Consider the following 19,190-nt stretch of genomic DNA (forward strand, 5'->3'; position numbering starts at 1 on the left):
AAAGAGTTTGAATGAAAAGGCGCCGCCGTGCCTCAGCTTTCCGGCAACGCCGCGTGCTGATAACAGCCCAGCACTTTGATGTGATGGGCGAATTCGGCCAGATGCGCCAGCGCGTGCTGGACGCGCGCCTCAGCCAGATTGCCGGTGAAATCTACATAAAAACTATATTCCCAAGGGTGACCGCCAAGTGGGCGCGATTCGATCTTCGACAGGTCAATGTCGCGCAAAGCGAACACTGCCATCGCGCGAAAGAGCGCGCCCGTTTCGTTCTTCAGCGTAAAGACAATCGAAGTTTTGTCAGCAGCGGCAGGCGAGTCGCCCGCTTCGTCAGCGCGCGTGAGCAGCAGGAAGCGGGTGAAGTTCTGGCGGTCGTCTTCGATCCCGCGCAGCAGAATTTCCGCGTTGTAAACTTCGGCGGCGGCGGCGCTGGCAATTGCGGCGGCGCCCGTCTCGCGGCTTTGCATAATCAGTTTGACGCTGCCCGCCGTGTCATACGCCGCGACTGCCTTCAGCGTGGGGTGCGTCGCAAAGAAGCGCTGGCATTGCCCCAGGGCGACCGGGTGCGAATAGACCTTTTCAATTGCTTCGAGTTGCGTGCCCGGCGCGGCAATCAGGTTGTGGACGATGCGCAGATTGACTTCGCCCACCACGCGCAACTGGTCGTGTTGCAGCAACAGGTCGTAATTCTGATGAACCGCGCCATACAACGAATTCTCAATTGGGGCGAGGCAATAGCGGCACGCGCCGTTTTCGACGGCGGCGAACATCTGTTCAAACGTCTCGCAGGGCAGCAATTCGATGGCCTCGCCCAACAGTTTGCGCGCGGCTTCGCTACTGAAGGCGCCAGCTTCGCCTTGATAGGCCACGGTTTGATTTGGGTTCATGGTTGGTTCCTCTGGGACGCTGGAACGGGACGGTACCGCGCGCGTAGGCAAGCGGCGCGTCAACTCCGGCGCATTGTCTCAACGGCACCGTCTCCGCTTGTCCAGGCGCGCGGTGCCGTCCTGTTATAAAAACCGAACGGCCCTTCTCTCGTTTGGAGAGAAGGGCCGTTCGGTTGATCTCGCTTTTGCGTCAGGCGTTAGATGAGCGAGCCTCCGACCCTTCTGTCGTTGCTAAAGTAAAAATAGAAGCTAAACGCGAAGGAGGAGCGCGCAGACCAGGACCACAACGCGGCACGCTTGCTCAGCTTTCGATTTGTGGTCAGCCTGGAATTCATACTGTTTGGTGAAAGTATCAAGACGCAGCGCATTATGCGGATGGCTTCAGAAGCTGTCAAGAAAGGCTAGGGTCGTAGGCGATAAGCAAATTGAATATACCTATAAACGGCTTGGCTCATTTAATCGGCAGGCGTTCGCCCAACACGGTCTCAGGCGGCGTCAGGCGCAGATTGAAAAAGGCTTTGATCTCAGCCGCCCATTCGCGCACACGCTGATAATCCACTTCGTGTTTGAGCTTGATGTCGCTGGCGACGCCAACCGCATCTAGCCCCAATTCGTTCGCCAGATACAGCGAGCGCGGCAAATGATAACGTTGCGTGACCAGCACCGCGTGCCGCAATCCGAAGACTTCTTTGGCGCGCAAACAGGTTTCGTAAGTCGAGCGCCCGGCATAATCAATCACCGCGTCTTTCTTATCCACCGCGTGCGTGATGAGGTATTCGTACATGGCCTTGGGTTCGTTGTAGCTGGGATGACGATTGTCACCGGAGACCAAAATCTTGTCTATCTGTTTGGCGCGATAAAGTTCGATGGCCGTGTCCACGCGGTCTTCCAGCATGGGCGAGAGTTCCCCGTTGCTGAACACGCTCGCGCCGAATACGACCGCCACGCGCGGGCGCGGCCAGTTCTCGATATTCAACCGTGCTGGATTGGCGATGATCCGCCGGTCATAACTATGAACTTCAAAATGAATGCCCCACAGGAAAAGCGCTGTGAGCAAGAGCAGGACAATGACAATGAAAAAACGCGCACGACTTGTCATTAAAGCACCAGAGGAGAAAACCGGAAATGCCGGGGCGGGCGCTATCAAACTATCTGCTCGCCAAAGCTGTCAAGCTGAATGTCACTTGACGTTGAGATTGGCTTTACCACTTCAACCGCGATTGACTACAATGCGCGCGACTGCACTAGGTTGAGATCCCAGGTTGGGATGGTTGACGCGATTTCCGCACTCCACTGCTCAAACGTAAATCATTGTGAATGGCTGGCGCTGGCTTTGCGGCTGCGCCTTTAACTTCCAAATTGACCAAATAGAGAGGACGACTTATGAAGAAAGAACAAGACCTCGTTTCACGCCGGACATTTGTCAAAGGCACCGCGGCTGTGACCGCCGCTTCAGCTTTCACGATTGTCGAAGCGAAATCGGTGCGCGGCACCACCGCCAATTCGATGGTTGAAATCGGCTGGGTCGGTAATGGCGGCCAAGGCACGCGCGACGCCCAGTTGCTGGAACAGACCGGCGAAGCCAAGATTGTCGCCGTCGGCGATTATTTCAAAACCCAGGCGGACAAGGCCGCCACGCGTTTCAAAGTGGATGCCAACCGCACTCACGTCGGCATTGACGCTTACAAAGAAGTCATCGGTTCCAAAGTGGACGCCGTGTTGCTGACCACGCCGCCGGGCTTCCGCCCCGAACATTTCAAAGCCGCCGTCGCCGCCAAAAAGCATGTTTATGCCGAAAAGCCGCTGGCTGTGGACGTGCCCGGCTGCCACATGGTGATGGAAGCGGGCGACAAGGCGAAAATGCAAAACCTGACCGTTGTGGTCGGTTTGCAACGCCACTATTCAAAAGCCTATCGCGCCGCCAAGAAGATTTTTGACGAAGGTGGAATGGGTCAGGCCGTGATGGCACATTCAGCCTGGGATCAAGGCAAAATCTGGCCCGACCGGCGCGGCAAACGCGCTGACTGGAAATCGCAGATGGATTTTGAAGTCCAGCATTGGTACTTCTTCAAATGGCTTTGCGGTGACCACATCGTCGAGCAGAACATTCACAACATTGACGTGATCAACTGGTTCATGGGCGCGCCCCCTGTGCGCGCCAGTGGCATTTGCAGCCTGACCGACAAACGCGAGGGCCTCGGCGACATCATGGATCACTTTGCGATCACGTATGAGTACGCCAACGGCGTGCTCTCGTCGAACACTTGCGTGCAAGTTGATGGCGTGGTCGGCGACGTTTCGGAAACGATTCGCGGCACCAAAGGCACCTTCACCACCACGGCCGGTAAAGGTGGCACGGGCGGCGTGCGCATCGAAGCCCTCGCCACCCGTAAAGACCCTAATCCCGCGCCGATTTACAAATACGAAGGCGGCGACGACAAGCACTACGATCAAGAGGCCGCCACCTTTGTCGCCAGCGTGCTGGGCAAGGGCGAAGGCGAAGACAAGTACCGCAACGACACCAAGTACGGCGTCGAAAGCACCTTCACTGCGATTCTCGGACGTGAATCGGCCTACCGCAAAGCGGCGCTGAACTGGAACGAACTGTGGAACGAGAACAAGAAGATCGGCTTCAAACCCGAATCGAAGGCGGACTAATCGCCAGCGCAGTTCTAATCAAAAGGCGCAAGCGGAACGTCCGCTTGCGCCTTTTCGTTAGTACGAACCAGAGATTAACCTTCGTTGCGTATGAGCCAGAGCACACCCTTTCGGCCACTCTTACCCGAAGGTTGGTTTTATCCTGATTTGGCGACCGCGCAGGGACTCTATGCTGAGCTTCAACAGGAGTTGCCGCGCGGCCATTTACTTTATGGACGCGCGGTCGAGACGTTTGCCTGGCGCGCAGGGGCAACTGATGACGTCTTGTTTCGCCACCTGGATGAGCCTACGCGCTTCACCGTTATTCATCTATCCTGGCGGGGCCGCACCGAAATCAACGCCCAATATCCGCCCGTCGAGTTTGACGGCATGTTCGACGAGTTCAGCGCCACCGAAGAACGCCTTTACGGGCTCACAGTGCCAATCAGCGAAGATGAATGAGGCGGAGGCAAAGAGCATGTGGCCTTCTTGCGCTCTTTTTGTGGCAGGCGATAATGCATAAACGATGAAGATTTTTACGGCGGCACAAATGCGCGAGTTGGATCGGCTGACGGTCGAACGTTGCGGGATTCCCTATGCGACGTTGATGGAGACGGCAGGGGGTCACGTGGTCGAAGCGATTCTCAAAGAATACGGGCCAGTTGAAGGAAAGTGGGTTGCCGTCTATTGCGGAAAAGGCAATAACGGTGGGGATGGAGCGGTGATTGCTCGGCTGCTTTGGCTACGTGGTGCGGCGCATATAGAGGTGTTTCTCTTCGGCAAACTGGATGATACAAAAGACGCAGCACGCGCGAATTTTGAGGCCGTGAAATGCTCTGGCGAGAGACCTGACAAAGTAAACTTCTTCCGTAATTCAATTTCATTCACCGAGGTAAATAAAGAGACCGATGAGGCGGACTTTATGGCTCCCGGTGCCGATCTCGTGATAGATGCGTTGTTCGGCACAGGACTAACGAAACCTGCACAAGGTCTGTTGACGAGCGCCATTAGTTGCATCAACGGCTTTGCTAAGGATGTCCCGGTGATTTCAGTAGATATCCCTTCCGGCCTTTCTTCCGACCATGAATACCCAATCGGTCCGCACGTCCGCGCTGATCTCACCGTTTCCTTCACCGGCCCCAAAATCGGTAACGTCCTGGCGCCCGCTTGTGAGGCCAACGGCAAATTGGTCATCGCGCCCATTGGCACACCTGAATGGCTTTTGGATGAAGTCGGTTCGCAACTCAACCTCGTCGAAGAACAACAAATCAAAGCTTTCCTGGACGCCTCGCGCCGTCCGGCTCACGCGCACAAAACCTCTGTCGGTGACGTACTGCTCATCGCCGGTTCGCGCGGCAAAACCGGCGCAGCGGCGCTGTCCGCCGAAACCATCCTGCGCGCCGGCGCGGGCCTCGTCACCGTTGCCACGGCGCAATCCGCCCAAGTCTTGCTTGTCACGCAATGCCAAAATGAAGTGATGACCGAGGGCTTGGACGAAAACGAAGCGGGCGCGATCACGCACGCCTCACTCGACCGCGCTTTGCAACTGGCGGCCAAGCGCACTGTACTCGCGCTCGGCCCCGGTTTGTCGGCCAGCGACAAGAGCACGCGCCACTTCGTGCGCGAATTCGTTGAACGCCGCACTGCTCCACTGGTCATTGACGCCGATGGTTTGAACGCGCGCGCGCCCTGGTCCGCTGAACTAAAAGGCACGGACGAGTTGCCAATCATCATCACGCCGCATCCGGGTGAGATGGCGCGGCTGACCGGCAAGACCAACGCCGAGATCAACGCCGACCGGCTGAATATCGCGCGCGCATTCGCCACGCAACATCACGTCATTACTGTGCTCAAAGGCAGCCGCTCGCTCATCGCCGCGCCCAACGGCCAGGTTTACGTCAATCCGACCGGCAATGCCGGAATGGCGACGGCGGGTTCGGGCGATGTGTTGACGGGCCTGCTTGCCGGTTTGCTTGCACAACATCCATCAATGCCGCTCGAAGCGACCATTGCCGCCGTTTACCTGCACGGGCTCGCCGGCGATCTTGCTGCGGCCAAACTCGGCCAACGCTCGCTAATTGCTTCTGACTTGATCGCCCATTTGAGCGAAGCCATTTTGCAAGTTGGCGGTGCGGCGGAACGCGGCCAATTCAGTTCCATCACCACGCTCTAATGCCTGAAATTCCCACCGGACAATTCACTACGCACTCTGCCGAAGAGACCTTTGAGTTGGCGTATGGCATTGGTGAGGCGCTCGACCGTGCAACTGTTTTCCTGCTGCAAGGCGATCTGGGCGCAGGCAAGACCGTCTTTGCCAAAGGCATCGCGGCGGGCCTGGACATTGATCCGGTCGAGGTCAACAGCCCTACGTTTACACTGGTCAATGCGCATCAAGGCCGCTTGAAGTTGCACCACCTTGATCTGTATCGCCTGGCTGGCCACGCGGCTGAGGTTTTCGAATTGGGGTTGAGTGAATTACTGGGTGAGCCGGACACCGTTGTGTTGATTGAATGGCCGGAGCGGCTAGTACTCCATCAAGCTGAAAATGAGGGATGTAGGGCGGGATTTAATCCCGCCCTACATCCCGGATGCGCTCTCAGCATCCATCACTTACAGCTTGATGGAGTACTAGGTTCATTTCCCATCCAAGATGCTTATCAAGTGCGGATTGAGGAGGGCGGCGAGGATGTGCGGCAGATCAGTGTTCAGCCACTCAACCCAGCAACTGTTCACGAATAAGCCGACCTTTGGTGGTCGCAAAAAATTAGGCTGCGGAAGTTATTCCGCAGCCTATTGTCAGGACGACTTGATGATGTTGCTTAACGAGCCAATGAGCATTGCCCTTACCACGTCTGCACACGGGCAAGAGCATTCGACACAGCCGTGCGGGTTGACCCGCCGGTTATGAAGACAATTGCCGTTGTGCCGAACGAATCCTTGCTTGCTTTCGGCCCAACGGTTTATGAAAGAGCAGGTATAAGAAAGAGTATGCTTCAGGCAGCGCTGCGTAACCGCGCCGCGCTCGTTTTGGCGCACGCGGACACGGCCACACGGCGCGTTATTTTCAGAGATTCGCAATTTGATCCCAGCAAAGTTGCGTTCCTTGCGAATGATGCCTCTGAGACGACTCTGTTTGGTCGTTCAATTCGTCAGTCGGGCCGCTTCAAAATTAGAAGTCAAACCCGATCCCGTTTCGCTCCTTCTCCGGCTGCCCCCTTCGTCAGTCTAGTTAAAATCCCTTACCGAAGACTGCTGCCGGGTGCTTGGAAGCTCTTTTCGACCGTGAGTATGCGAGCGGGCTTGCCATTTGTCCAATTCATTGTTCTAATCCTGGTCATCGAATCAACTAATGACTTGGGGTTCGCTCTGTGGGGGTAGTCCAGATGGAAATGACACAACTACGTACTTTTCGCTCAGTCGCCGAAACGCTCAATTTCACGCGCGCAGCAGAACGCTTGCACCTGACGCAATCCGCCGTCAGCCATCAGATCAAAGCGTTGGAAGAGGAATTGGGCGAGCCGTTATTCATCCGCGCCAAACGCGGCGTGAAGCTCTCGCAGGCCGGCAAGCTCGCGCTCGAACACGTCGAACGTATTCTGGATGAGGCCGAAGCCTTGCGCGAACGCGTCTCGGGCCGCACTAGCGAACCGCAAGGGCGTGTGCGCGTGGCGGCGGCGACGCAGGCCTTTGTTTATCTGTTCGCGCCGCTGTTTGAATCGTTCATGGATTCGCATCCGGGTGTTGATTTGGCTTTTCGCACGACGGCGAGCACAGAACAAACCGTGGCTGATATTTTGAATGGCGCGGCGGATGTGGGCTTCGCCTCCTTGGCGGTGTATTCACCAAACTTGCAGGTGACAAAAATCTTTGACGATGAACTGGTGCTGGCTGTCAGTAGCGAACATCGGCTGGCGAGAAAGCGCGCAGCAACGGTCGAAGAGATCGAACACGAGCGCTTTATTCTCTTTGAGCGTGGTGCTTCGATTCGGCGTGCGACCGATCAATTTTTCGACCAAATCGGCGTGCGGCCTGATCTGGCGTTGGAATCGAACGATACGTTCTTTATCAAACGGATGGTCGAACGTGGCGTCGGCGTGTCACTTGTTCCTTCTTGGACTGTGATGGAAGAGATCAAGGCGGGCAAGCTGGCGCAGTTACGCATCACTGGTCACCGTTTGCGGCGCTCGGTGGCAATGGTTTCATTGGGGCGCTTTCAACCCTCGCCGGCGCGCGCGTTCATTGCTTATATCTTACGCCACAAAGCTAAATTGCAGGCGATGGCGGAGGGCGAACCGAAGAGTAAGTGAGATAGACGCTGGCCGCTGCGCTGGCTATCATCGGCAACCAATCCTGAAACCGAACCTGAGGAGAGCAGACGTGATTCCGCACTTACGCGCCAAGTTTAATGCGAGCTTTACCGAAACAAAGTATCAGCAATTTTTGCAAACCCTTAACGAAGCGACCGGCACCCAGATCGAATTCCGTTCGTGCGAAACGCCTGTTTTTTTGCCGCAAGACTTGCTTCACGTGATGGCGCAAAGCGCGCGCGAACTGATCGCACAATTGCGCACGCCGGAATATCACGCGGTTTCGCCCCGCGCCATTCCGGCGGAGTTTCATGCGCCGAATGAAGGCACACACCCCAGTTTTATCGTGGTGGATTTCGCGGTGACGCGCGCGGCGGATGGGCAGTTCGCACCGAAGCTGATCGAGTTACAAGGCTGCGCTTCGCTCTATGCGTTTCAGTTGGTGATGCCACACGTGTACCAGCAATTCTATGACTTGAGCGGGTTGGACTACTTGCTTGACGGAATGAGCGATGAAAACTATCTGGCGTTGTTGCGCCGCACAATTCTGAAAGACCATGCACCTGAGCAGGTTGTGTTGCTGGAGATCGAACCCCTCGCGCAAAAAACGCTGCCCGATTTCCGGGCAACCGAAAAGTTGCTTGGCATTAAAACGGTGGATGTCGCCCATATTCAGAAACAAGGCCAGCGGCTGTTTTACGAAGAAGACGGACGGCAAATTGAAATTCGCCGTGTTTACAACCGCGTCATCATTGACGAATTGGTGCGCAAGGGCGTGCAAATCAACTTTGATTTCCGCGACGAACTCGACGTGGAATGGGCCGGCCATCCGAATTGGTATTTCCGCTTGAGCAAATTCTCGCTGCCGTATCTCAACCATCCGACGGTGCCACGCGCCTGGTTTCTGGATCAGTTGGATGCTTATCCGGACGATCTTGACCAGTTCGTGCTTAAGCCACTTTTCTCGTTTGCAGGCAGCGGCGTCAGAGTCAATATCGTGCGCGCCGATTTGGATGCGGTACCTCAGGCACAACGCGGCGATTTCCTGCTGCAAGAGAAAGTCGCATACGAACCAGTCATCCTCACACCCGATGAACCCAGCAAAGTCGAAGTACGCGTGATGTTCCTGTGGCCCGACGACGCGGCTGAGCCAATCGCCGTGACGACGCTGACACGGCTGAGCAAAGGCGTGATGATGGGCGTGGATTTCAACAAGAACAAAACCTGGGTTGGTTCATCCTGCGCTTTTTGGGAACGCCACTGAGCATTAGAATTCACACGAAAGAATCCACCACAAAGCAACAAAGAAAACGAAGAACGGCTGACAACCAATGGCATAGGGACAAAGCGCCGCTTCGTTGTTTCGTGGTTTCATTTTCTTCAAGACATCCGTTTGACGTGCCTCAGCGATGCTCGGCATACTTCCCGCGTGATGCGAGTAATGGCCTTGGATTTCGGCGCCAAAGCGATTGGCGTGGCGCTCTCGGACGAATTGCAATTGACGGCGCGCCCGTTGACGACGCTACGGCGCGACAAATTGAAATTCGCCGAAGTGCTTGAGCGGCTGGCGGCGCTGGTAACCGATCACGAAATCGGCACGCTCGTCATTGGCTTGCCGTTGAATATGGATGGCACGCGCGGCCCCGCGACCTCGCGCGTCGAAAGCTTTATCGCCGAACTCAAGCGGCACGTCACGATTCCCATTCAAATGATTGATGAACGGCTAACTTCGCACGAAGCCGATCAGAGGTTGCGCGCGCAGGGCGCAAAGCAGCGCGAACGCCGCGCCAAATCGGATGAATATGCGGCAACGTTGATCTTGCAGGACTATCTGGCCTCGCAAGCACTTTAACTCGGAAAGACTCTGTACGAATGACAGCATCTGAAACTCCCCCCACTCCCGAACCGGAAAAACCGGCGGCAACGGCTTCGACGTCTCCTGTGACGCCGCGCGCGCCGGTTGAACAGCCTGCAAAATCATTCGCGCTCCTGAAAAAGATTTTGCTCGTGTTTTTGGGTTTGACTGTCTTGGGCGTGAGCGCGCTCTTCGCCGGGCAAGCCTGGCTGAAAGGCGCGGTTAAACAACCGCACGCGCACAACGCCGCCAAAAAGATCATCACCTTCAAACCCGGCACCGGCAGTTCTGAAATCATCGCCACCTTACAACGCGAAGGCGTCTTGGCGAGCGCCCTGCCCACCAAGCTCTGGCTGCGGTTTTTCGCGGGCAATCAGAAATTCAAAGCGGGCGATTACGAATTCGCCTCGCCCATCGCGCCGCTCGAAGTCATCAACAAGCTGGTCAAAGGCGAAGTCGCCACGCATTCCTTCACCATTCCCGAAGGCTACAACCAATGGGACATCGCGCGGATTCTGGGTTCGCTGCAAGGCTTGAAACAGCCACCACTCGCCAATCCCGATGAGGCGCAGGCGTTGCTGAAAAATATTTCTCTGATTGCCGACCTAGACCCGGCGGCCCAGGATTTAGAAGGCTATCTGTTCCCCGACACCTACGAATTCACGACCACGACGACGCGTGAACAGTTGGTCGAGGCAATGGTCAAACGCTTCCGCAAAGTTTACACGCCGGAATTGCAGCAACGCGCGGCGGCCTTGGGCTGGAACGCGCGGCGCGCCGTCACCTTCGCCTCGTTGATTGAGAAAGAAGCCAAAGTGGATGCCGAGCGCGAGTTGATTTCGTCGGTCTATCACAACCGGTTGCGGCTGGGCGAACGGCTGGCCTGCGACCCGACGGTGATTTATGCCGCGCTGCTCGCAGGCAAGTATCGCGGCAAGATTTACCGCAGCGACCTGGATCGCCCGTCGCCGTATAACACCTATATGTTCCCCGGCATGCCGCCCGGCCCGATTGCCTCGCCGGGCAAACGGTCGCTGCAAGCGGCGCTCAATCCGGTGCAAAGCGACTATCTGTACTTCGTCGTAGATGTAACGAAGAACGATGGTTCGCACAAGTTTTCCGTTTCATCAGCAGATCACGACCGGGCTGTGCAGTTGTTGCGGCAACAAGAGCGGGAGACACAGCCACACTAGGTCAATTTGCAATTGAGTTTACGGTCGCATCGCGCTGGGACGGTACCGCGCGCGTGAGCAAGCGGTGTGTCAGGCTTATACCATTGGCTGAACTGCCCACGGCCCGCTTGCTCACGCGCGCGGTACCGTCCCGCTCAATGCAAGCGTGTGCCAGGTGGCCGTTCAAACGAACGCGAAGAGGACGGTCAAAAACTGCACCCGTCCGCCTCGTTTTCTGCGTTATTTTGAGGTGAACCCCTTTGCCTGAGTTTCAACCGCACACGCATTTTTGGAGAAGGAATCATGCAACAATCATGGCGAGGTCTCTCGGCGCTCTTGTTCAGTTGCGCCCTGCTGTTCATTCCACACCCAACGCTAGCCCAATCCCCTGACAAAGTCATCAAGCAAGCCATTAAAGCCATGAGCAATGGTAAAGGTGAAAAAGCCTTGCGCGCTGTGCATTCGTGGCAGATCAAAGGTCAAATCACACGGCTGAGTGACAAGGCCACCGGCAGTTATCAGGCCATGGCTATGCTGCCGAATCTTTACACCAGTTCTTTTGATGTCGCCGGTTTTGAAGTCGCGTCGGGCTTCAACGGCAAATCTTCGTGGATGCGCGATTCGCGCGAAGGCTTGCGCACGTTGACCGGTTTGGCGAGCCGCGATTTTGCCGCCGAGGCCGCCTATCGCAATGCGCGCTGGCTGGATTACAAAAAGGAAAAGGGCAAACTGTCGCTGGCCGGAACCAGCGACATCAACGGCAAGCCCGCCAATGCTGTGCAATTCACGACGGCCAAAGGCGTGAAGATCAAAATATTTTTCGACGCGGCAACCGGCTTGTTAGTGCGCGAGGAATTACCGGCGGGCGAAACGGTGCGCACCTTTGATTACACCGATCACCGGCTGGTTGACGGCGTGCTGGAAGCGCACACGATTCTGATCAATGACGGCAAAGAGCAATTCGAGATCAAGCTGGCCGAGGTTAAACACAACGTCACGCTGGACAAGGCCGCCTTTGAATTCCCAAAGCTTGCCGACGAACCGCTGCCGGACATTGACGCCTTGCTGAAAGAGGTCAAAGCGAATGAAGACCGCATAGACGAGTTGCTGGAAAAGTACACTTACACCGAAACCATCACGAGCCGTGAATTGGAACAGAACGGCCAACTGCGCGAGAAAGAATCCGAGACGTTTGAGTTGACGTTTTTCAAAGGCCATCGCATCCGCCGCCAGACCGGCAAAAACGGCAAGCCGTTCACGCCCAGCGAAGAAGCCGATGAACAGAAGCGCGTCGAGAAACGCATCCGCGACATCGAAAAGAAAGAAGCCGAAAAAGACAAGAAAGCCAAAGAACGCGAGGTGGCGCAAGGCAACAGCGGCTCGCCCGATCCTGAGCGCGGTCAACGCATCTCGATTTCGGATGTCTTGCGTGCCAGCAAACTGGTCAACCCGCGCCGCGAACGCTTTCGTGGGCGCGAGGTGATCGTCTTCGATTTCGAGCCGCTGCCCGGTTACAAACCGCAGAAGGATTACGAGAAGTTTTTTGGCAAGATGGCCGGGGCCATCTGGGTGGATGTGACTGACAAACAGGTCGCGCGCGTCGAGGCGCGTTTGGTTGAAGCTTTTAAGATCGCGGGTGGCTTGCTGGCGGCGTTGCGCGAGGGCGCATCCTTCACGCTGGAAGCGGATCGCATCAATGACGAAATCTGGTTGCCGACGCGCGCCGACATCAACCTGGCGGTCAAGGTGCTGCTGGTCAAAGGCATCAACGTGACACAATCCATTGCTTACGGAAATTACAAACGCTTCAACGTTGACGCAGAGAAAGAGAAGCTGAAAGACCCCATCAAACCATAAGGAGCCGCGATGAAACCTGGTGTTGCTGTTTGCTTGCTCGTGTTTTGTGCCGTGGCTGCGTTCGGCCAGCAAGTGCCTGATCCGAACTTCGACGTAAAAGTCGCGCGTCCGGCTTATACCAAGCAACGGCCAAAGGTGCTGTTTGACGAAGCGCACTTCAACTTCCACACGACCGATGGCCGCTATCAACCCTTTGCCGCGCTCATCACCAACGATGGTTGCGTCGTGACACCCAACAAACAGAAATTCACGAAGCAAAGTCTGGCTGGATATAACGTGCTGGTCATCGCCAATGCGCTCGGCGCGGCGCAAATGGGCGCGCCGGAAGCCAGCCAGCCGGCCTTCACCGAAGCAGAATGCCAGGCGGTGCGCGCGTGGGTGCAAGCAGGCGGCGCGTTGTTGCTCATCGCCGATCACGCGCCGATGGGCGCGGCGGCAGAACGCCTGGGCCAACAATTCGGCGTGGGGATGAGCAAGGGGTACACCTCCGACCCGGAGCACTATCCGAAAGAGTCAAACAATCAGGGCTTCATCCAATTCAATCGCGAGAATGGCTTACTCGGCGAGCACGCCATCGCACGCGGGCGCAATGCGGATGAACGTCTCAATCACATTCAATCTTTCACAGGCCAATCGCTGAAAGGGCCGCCAGACAGCGTGGCTTTTTTGAAGCTGGCCGACACTGCCGTAGACGTAAACCGCCCGACCAACACGCGCACCTCTGCGGCCGGACGGGCGCAAGGCCTTGCTTTGCAATTCGGTAACGGGCGCGTCGTCGTCATGGGCGAAGCGGCCATGCTTTCGGCGCAATTGGCCGGGCCGCAACAAATGAAAATGGGCATGAATCAGCCGGGCCTGGATAATAAGCAGTTAGTGCTAAACCTCATGCATTGGCTGACCAAGCTCTTGAAGTAAGCAGCCAGGGCTTCTTTTCTTGGTAGTGGGTCAAAGGGGAGAGAGCCAAGCCGCAGATCAACGCCGACCAACGCAGATCAATTCCATTGGCTATTCGGCTTGCTCTGCGTTTTTCAGCGTTCATCTGCGGCGAGACCTCTTCTCTTTGAGCCACCACACTTTTCTTTTCCATCTGCCAGCGTCTGAACCTGTGCCAACTGGATCGTGGGCGTTCATAAGCAGGCAAAACTTACTGGCTCGCCTGAAGGTTGCTTGAACGGATTCAAAGCTAAATCAGGCACAACCGTCCGATGAGCTTGGTGCTAGGGGCAATCGCGCGGAATACTTTCCAGACCTTAAGGCGCTGGGTAAAGTGCCAGGCGCTGAGTGGCAAATCACGCCTGACAGCGCAGGCGGTCAGCACGTCCGAAGAGCCTCTTTTTGCCTAAGGAAAGCCGCCGAACGAATGATTGACAAGCCCTGCTAAACGCATAATAATCCAGCGTCTTTGTCGTTTAATTAGACAACAGGCTGTAAGACTCCAGCGGTGCTTCAGACAGAAATTGACCGTAAGCGCTTGTGCTTCGGCTTGGCTCATTACAGCAGTTTCGGATGTATCTACTACTCCTGCTGACCCTATGTTATTGAATTCGCAAATGAGCCACGCTGCTTTCAAACAATAGAACATAAGTGCCTGTCTGAACATCTGAACGTCGTCATCCCTTTTCCCAGAGTAAAACCCGCAAGGCTAACGACACATTCATAGTTTGCCCCCCGCGCACAGTTCCCGTCGCCGAGGGTGTAAAAACGGAGGAACGCAGTGTTTGAAGACGAAAACCCGAATTGGCCAGACTGGGAAGCTGAGTTGCAGCAACGCGTCAGCGACTTGCTGTCTGCTCGTCTCAATCCGCTTCAAGCCGAGCTTGAACGCTTGCAAACCGCCGTCACCGAAGCACACACGCGGTTGCAAGAGCAAAATCAGGCAAAGGTGACAACGGAAGAAACGGCGGCCCTCAACACCCACGTCAAAACGCTGCTCGACAGTTCGGTGGGAAAAGCGGAACAGCAATTTCAGGAGCGCCTGAACGCCGAAGTCGAAAAAAGCCGGGCCGAGTTACGTCAACAACTCGAGGCTGAATTCCAAACCCAATTGGCCCAAAGCGAGGCGGCGGCCAAAGCGGCGGTCGAGGCTGAAGCGGAACAATTCCGCGCGCAAATTGCCGCACTAACAGCCAGCCAAGTCGTCAGTGCGCCTCCCACGACCGTCACGGCGCCGCCCAATTACAGTTTGCTCAAAACCGCTGTCGAAGAAATTGACGCCCAGCGCACCCAATCAGAAACGTTGACCGCGCTGATCAACCGCGCCGCGCACTTTTCGCCGCGCGTGGTGTTTTATGTTGTTAAAAGCGGCGAGGCGGTCGGCTGGAAGGCCTTGGGCTTTGACAATGGATTGAGCGATGAGACGGCCCGCTCGTTGGCTGTTTCGATTCAGGCTCCTTCTTTGCTTGGGCAAGCCCTGACCGAGCAGCACACCGCCATTGCGCTCAACCCGGCGCAAGCTGATTTGGCACCCGTGCTGGGCCGCTTTAGCCACCCGGTTCCGGCTGGTGCGGTCGCTGTGCCGTTGGTGGTGCGCGGCAAAGCCGCCGCCGTGCTGTATGCCGATTCGGGCGCTGAGTCTGACGACGCCGTGCAATTGGAAGCGCTGGAAACCTTAGTGCAGATCGCCAGCATGGCGATTGAGTTGCTCCCCGTGCGGCGCAGTGCGGGCGAAGTCGCCCGTTCGCAACCCACAGTACAACCAAACGCCCAACCGGCCGCCGCGCCGCCCGCCCAGCCTGTCGCAGTACCCGCGCCAGTGGAAGCGCCCACGCCAACGCCGGTGGCAGAACCTGCCTCGCCAGCCGCGCCACAGGCTGCGGTAGAAGAGACGCCACCACCCGCTTGGGAAAATCCGGCCCTAGCGCAAAGGACGGAAGATCCCGCGCCGGTTAGCCATACCGAGCCTTATGCAGGAGACCCCACCACGACCAGACCCGGTGAAGGGGACGCCCCAGCGACTGTGAGCGCACCCGCTGAAGCTTATGCAGCGCAAGCTCAATATATTCAATCGGTACAAACAGGAGAATTGAAACCGAGCGTTCCTGCTTACGTCGAGCCGGCTCCGCCCGCGTTCCAAACGGTCGAACCTGAGCCAGAAGCGCCCGAGTCGGAGGTGCCATCCATCTTTGATTTGGTGCGAGGCAATGCGGCGGAACCGGCCGTTGCCACGCCGCCAGCGCCTCTGCCTTTTTCCAATTTCGCACCGCCCGAAACCCCGTCCTTAGGGCTGACAGCAGAACCTGGCCCCCAATCGAGTGTCCAACTGCCGGATTGGATGCAACGACTACAGGAAGAGGAACCCGCGCCAGCAGCGTCCGTGAGTCCCGCCACGAATCCGGCCTGGGCGCCAGCGGAAGAGGCGTTTGCGCCCACGCCGCCTGCTGTTCCCCCCGCGCCGCCCACACCACCGCCCATCCGCATTCCGTCGTTATCCGAATACGCCAATCACACTGAGGACGCAGAGACAGAGCGGTTGCCTTTGCCAGTGGCACCGCCGCCGATTGCGCCCTTTCAGGCCGATGCGCCGTCCGTGCGGTTTTCCTTCAATCAACCTTCCGAACCGCCGCGTTATGCCGCCCCCTCGCTTTCGGTCACGAATGCCGCGACCGAAACGGAAGTGCGCGCCCACAATGATGCGCGGCGCTTTGCGCGCCTGCTGGTTTCAGAGATCAAGCTTTACAACGCCGCCAAAGTGAATGAAGGCCGCCGTCAGGCCGATCTTTATGATCGGTTGCGCGACGAGATCGATCGCAGCCGCAAGGTCTATGACAAGCGCGTTTCCCCCGCCGTCGCCACCAAGTTCGATTATTTCTATGACGAACTCGTGCAGACGCTGGCCGAGGGCGACCCCTCCAAGCTGGGTTCAAACTGCCCCGGCCCTGTGATGATGGGACAATAATCCCGCGCATCTAATCACAAACTTGTCTGCCGCTGACGCAATCAGGCCGATTGCGTCAGCGGTTTCCTGTGTTAAACTGCGCCCGGTTTTACCCCCCGCGCGACGGTTTCGATCAGCTCACCTGGTGCCCCGTCGGGTACGTCTGACACGCCGCCTGCATCGTCTGAAGCATGTCCCCTTGCATTACGTTTGAAGCAGTCTGGAGCTAGTTCTATGAAATATATCCCCTTTCCCCTGGTCAGACTCGTGGGAGTCGCCGGTCTGGTGTTGCTACTGTCACTGGGGCTGCGTACCGCGTATTCAACCGCGACCGCACAAACGCAGAGCAAACCGAACACCGGCGGGACTGACAACGCGCGCGCGCAATTGCGCATTGCGGTGGCCTCGAATAACGACGCCGAATTACAAAAACTAGAGACCGCTTTCCCCCACACCGAGGAAGCGGCCTTGGCGCGTTTGCTCCGCGGGTATTTGCGTCTGCAAGCCAAAGATTACGCCACTGCCATTGCGCTCTCGAGCGATCCGGCCATCGCCACTTACAGCGCGCTAGGTGATTACGCGTTGCAACAACGCGCGCAGTCCTTGCACGACAGCGGTCAAGCCGAACTCGCCGAAAAGACCTATCGCCAACTGGCCAACAAATTCCCGACCTCTCTGCTGGCCCGTCCGGCAACGCTGCAAGCCGCCGGTTCGGCCTTTCTGCGCGGCGAATATCAAACCACGCTGAATGACTTGGCCGCGCTGGCCGAGGCCAAAGACGCCACCGCGCTAAAATTGAAAGCCGATGCGCTGGAAAAACTGGGCCGCCGCGCCGATACGATCAACACGCTCCGGCAACTCTATTTTGAAGCGCCCCATTCCGCCGAGGCTGGGCAAGTCGCCGCCCGGCTCACCGCATTGGGCGCGTCTACGGCAGCCGCCGACGCCAATCAATTGCGCCACCGGGCGGACAGACTTTTCAGCAATAGCCTATATGTGCTGGCGGGGCAGGCTTACGAACAACTTGCGCGAATGAATGCCGCCGCCGCCAATGATGACGCCTGGTTGCGGGCGGGCATCAGCTATTACAAGGGCAATTCATTTGCGTCCGCCATCACTGCGTTGGGCAATGTGCGCGCACGCACGCCGAAGCTGGTGAGCGAATCGCAGTATTATCTGGGCGCTTCGAACTTCGCGTTACACAACGAAGCGCAAACGTTGGCCGCCATCACCGAGATCAAGCGCATCGTGCCGGATAGCCCATACATCGCGGCGTTGCTCTTTAGTCTCGGGCGCAGTTACGAGAAGCGTAGCCTCTTGCCTCAGGCGGCGGCCTACTACGAACAAGTCGCGCGTCAGTTTCCCACTTCCCCCAATGCCGACGAAGCTCATTTCTGGCTGGCCTGGCGGGCGCACGAAGCGAAGGATTACGCCACTGCCGCGCGCCTGCTTGCTGAACACCTCGCGCTCTATGGCAACACGACCGAGAATCGCGGCAAAGCGGCCTTCTGGGCGGCCGTTGACGCGGAACGCGCGGGCGACCGCAATCGCGCGGTGGCGTTGTATCGAGCCTTGCAAAAACGCTATGGCGCGGGCTGGTACGGCATCAATGCCGAACGCCGCGCGTCAATGCTTGTCCAAACCGGCGCGCAAGCGCTCGATCCAACCAAAGATGCGGCCCTCGCCAAAGCCATTGCCGGCTTGCAAGACATCACGCGCACGGTCGAAACGCTCAAAGACAGCGACCGCGAACGGCTGACCAAAGCCAATCAACTCGCGACCATCGCGCTGCACCAATCGGCCTTTAACGAACTGGAAGCCGCGCGCGCCAATGCCGGCACTTCGCCGTTGATCAACTTGCGCATCGCCCAGCTTTACCGGCAACGCAACGAACCGACGGCGGCCATCAATGCGCTCAAGCGTGCCTACCCCGATTACGCGCAGACCCTGCCCGAAGAGATGTCGCGCGAAGCCTGGGAGGTTTTTTATCCGCTCAACTTCTGGTCGGCCATCAAGGAGCAGGCCAAAACGCATCACCTCGATCCCTACTACATCGCCGGCTTGATCCGGCAAGAGACGATCTTCAATCCGCAGGCGCGCAGCCGCGCCAATGCCATTGGCTTGATGCAATTGCTGCCGTCAACGGGTCAATTGGTCGCGCGGAAATATGGCGTGGGTGGTGGCCGCGTGGCCCTGGCGGATCTATACAACCCCATGATCAACCTGCAACTCGGGACGGGTTATCTGGCGCAACTGGTGGGTGAATTCGGACGGTTGGAATATGTTGCCGCCGCCTACAACGGCGGCCCTTCGCGGGTGGCGCGCTGGTTGCGCGAACGGCCCAACCCGGAAATCGAAGAGTGGGTCGAAAGCATTCCGCTCAGCGAAACGCGGCTTTATGTGCAGGGCGTTTATCGCAATATGCGCCAGTACCAGCGGCTTTATGACGAACAAGGACGGTTCAAGAGCAACGTGCCGTCATTGCCTTAAGCAATGCGCTCGCAATAAACAGTTACAGGCCCTGCGCGATTTCTCTCGCGCAGGGCCTGTTTTATTTTGCCTGACCGGTTGCGGCGCATGCCGCCCCGCCTGAATACAGGTCAC

At 57.3% G+C, this 19,190-nt stretch carries 14 protein-coding genes; 12 read left to right on the forward strand and 2 right to left on the reverse strand.

Going from position 1 to position 19,190, the window contains the following annotated elements; all coding sequences use genetic code 11:
• Positions 1–32 precede the first annotated feature (32 nt).
• Together pheA and HY011_03355 are read right to left on the reverse strand one after the other, a co-directional pair.
• Positions 33–884 (reverse strand): prephenate dehydratase, encoded by an 852-nt coding sequence (gene pheA, locus HY011_03350; protein MBI3421950.1) that lies wholly within the window; start codon positions 882–884, stop codon positions 33–35.
• A gap of 451 nt (positions 885–1,335) precedes the next feature.
• Entirely contained in the window at positions 1,336–1,983 is a 648-nt protein-coding gene (locus HY011_03355; protein ID MBI3421951.1) for a YdcF family protein, read from the reverse strand.
• 284 nt (positions 1,984–2,267) lie between these two features.
• Between HY011_03355 and HY011_03360 the strand changes: the two genes are divergently transcribed.
• The 12 genes from HY011_03360 to HY011_03415 all read left to right on the forward strand — a co-directional run bounded on the left by HY011_03360 (position 2,268) and on the right by HY011_03415 (position 19,076).
• Positions 2,268–3,542: a Gfo/Idh/MocA family oxidoreductase gene (locus tag HY011_03360; protein ID MBI3421952.1), complete on the forward strand. Its 1,275-nt coding sequence runs from the start codon at positions 2,268–2,270 to the stop codon at positions 3,540–3,542.
• A gap of 90 nt (positions 3,543–3,632) precedes the next feature.
• Positions 3,633–3,983 carry a hypothetical protein gene (locus HY011_03365; GenBank protein MBI3421953.1) on the forward strand — a complete coding sequence of 117 codons (351 nt, stop codon included), beginning with the start codon at positions 3,633–3,635 and terminating at the stop codon, positions 3,981–3,983.
• 64 nt (positions 3,984–4,047) lie between these two features.
• Positions 4,048–5,694: an NAD(P)H-hydrate dehydratase gene (locus HY011_03370; protein MBI3421954.1), complete on the forward strand. Its 1,647-nt coding sequence runs from the start codon at positions 4,048–4,050 to the stop codon at positions 5,692–5,694.
• The gene (gene tsaE / locus HY011_03375) at positions 5,694–6,260 is read left to right on the forward strand and encodes a tRNA (adenosine(37)-N6)-threonylcarbamoyltransferase complex ATPase subunit type 1 TsaE (GenBank protein MBI3421955.1); all 567 of its coding nucleotides are present in this window, start codon (positions 5,694–5,696) and stop codon (positions 6,258–6,260) included. The genes HY011_03370 and tsaE overlap by 1 nt, the downstream gene beginning before the upstream one ends.
• Before the next feature lie 650 nt (positions 6,261–6,910).
• Complete coding sequence (locus tag HY011_03380; protein MBI3421956.1) at positions 6,911–7,828, forward strand: LysR family transcriptional regulator; 918 nt, start codon at positions 6,911–6,913, stop codon at positions 7,826–7,828.
• A gap of 70 nt (positions 7,829–7,898) precedes the next feature.
• On the forward strand, positions 7,899–9,092 hold the full coding sequence (locus HY011_03385) for a hypothetical protein (GenBank protein ID MBI3421957.1): 1,194 nt from the start codon (positions 7,899–7,901) through the stop codon (positions 9,090–9,092).
• A 165-nt stretch (positions 9,093–9,257) separates the two neighbouring features.
• Entirely contained in the window at positions 9,258–9,680 is a 423-nt protein-coding gene (ruvX, locus tag HY011_03390; protein ID MBI3421958.1) for a Holliday junction resolvase RuvX, read from the forward strand.
• A 20-nt stretch (positions 9,681–9,700) separates the two neighbouring features.
• Positions 9,701–10,876 (forward strand): endolytic transglycosylase MltG, encoded by a 1,176-nt coding sequence (gene mltG, locus HY011_03395; GenBank protein ID MBI3421959.1) that lies wholly within the window; start codon positions 9,701–9,703, stop codon positions 10,874–10,876.
• 282 nt (positions 10,877–11,158) lie between these two features.
• Positions 11,159–12,712 (forward strand): hypothetical protein, encoded by a 1,554-nt coding sequence (locus HY011_03400; GenBank protein ID MBI3421960.1) that lies wholly within the window; start codon positions 11,159–11,161, stop codon positions 12,710–12,712.
• A gap of 9 nt (positions 12,713–12,721) precedes the next feature.
• Entirely contained in the window at positions 12,722–13,627 is a 906-nt protein-coding gene (locus HY011_03405; GenBank protein ID MBI3421961.1) for a DUF4350 domain-containing protein, read from the forward strand.
• 799 nt (positions 13,628–14,426) lie between these two features.
• Complete coding sequence (locus tag HY011_03410; GenBank protein MBI3421962.1) at positions 14,427–16,607, forward strand: hypothetical protein; 2,181 nt, start codon at positions 14,427–14,429, stop codon at positions 16,605–16,607.
• A 213-nt stretch (positions 16,608–16,820) separates the two neighbouring features.
• Positions 16,821–19,076 carry a transglycosylase SLT domain-containing protein gene (locus tag HY011_03415; GenBank protein MBI3421963.1) on the forward strand — a complete coding sequence of 752 codons (2,256 nt, stop codon included), beginning with the start codon at positions 16,821–16,823 and terminating at the stop codon, positions 19,074–19,076.
• The last annotated feature ends 114 nt before the right edge of the window (positions 19,077–19,190 follow it).

It is taken from the genome of Acidobacteriota bacterium (assembly GCA_016196035.1).
Taxonomy (GTDB): domain Bacteria; phylum Acidobacteriota; class Blastocatellia; order RBC074; family RBC074; genus JACPYM01.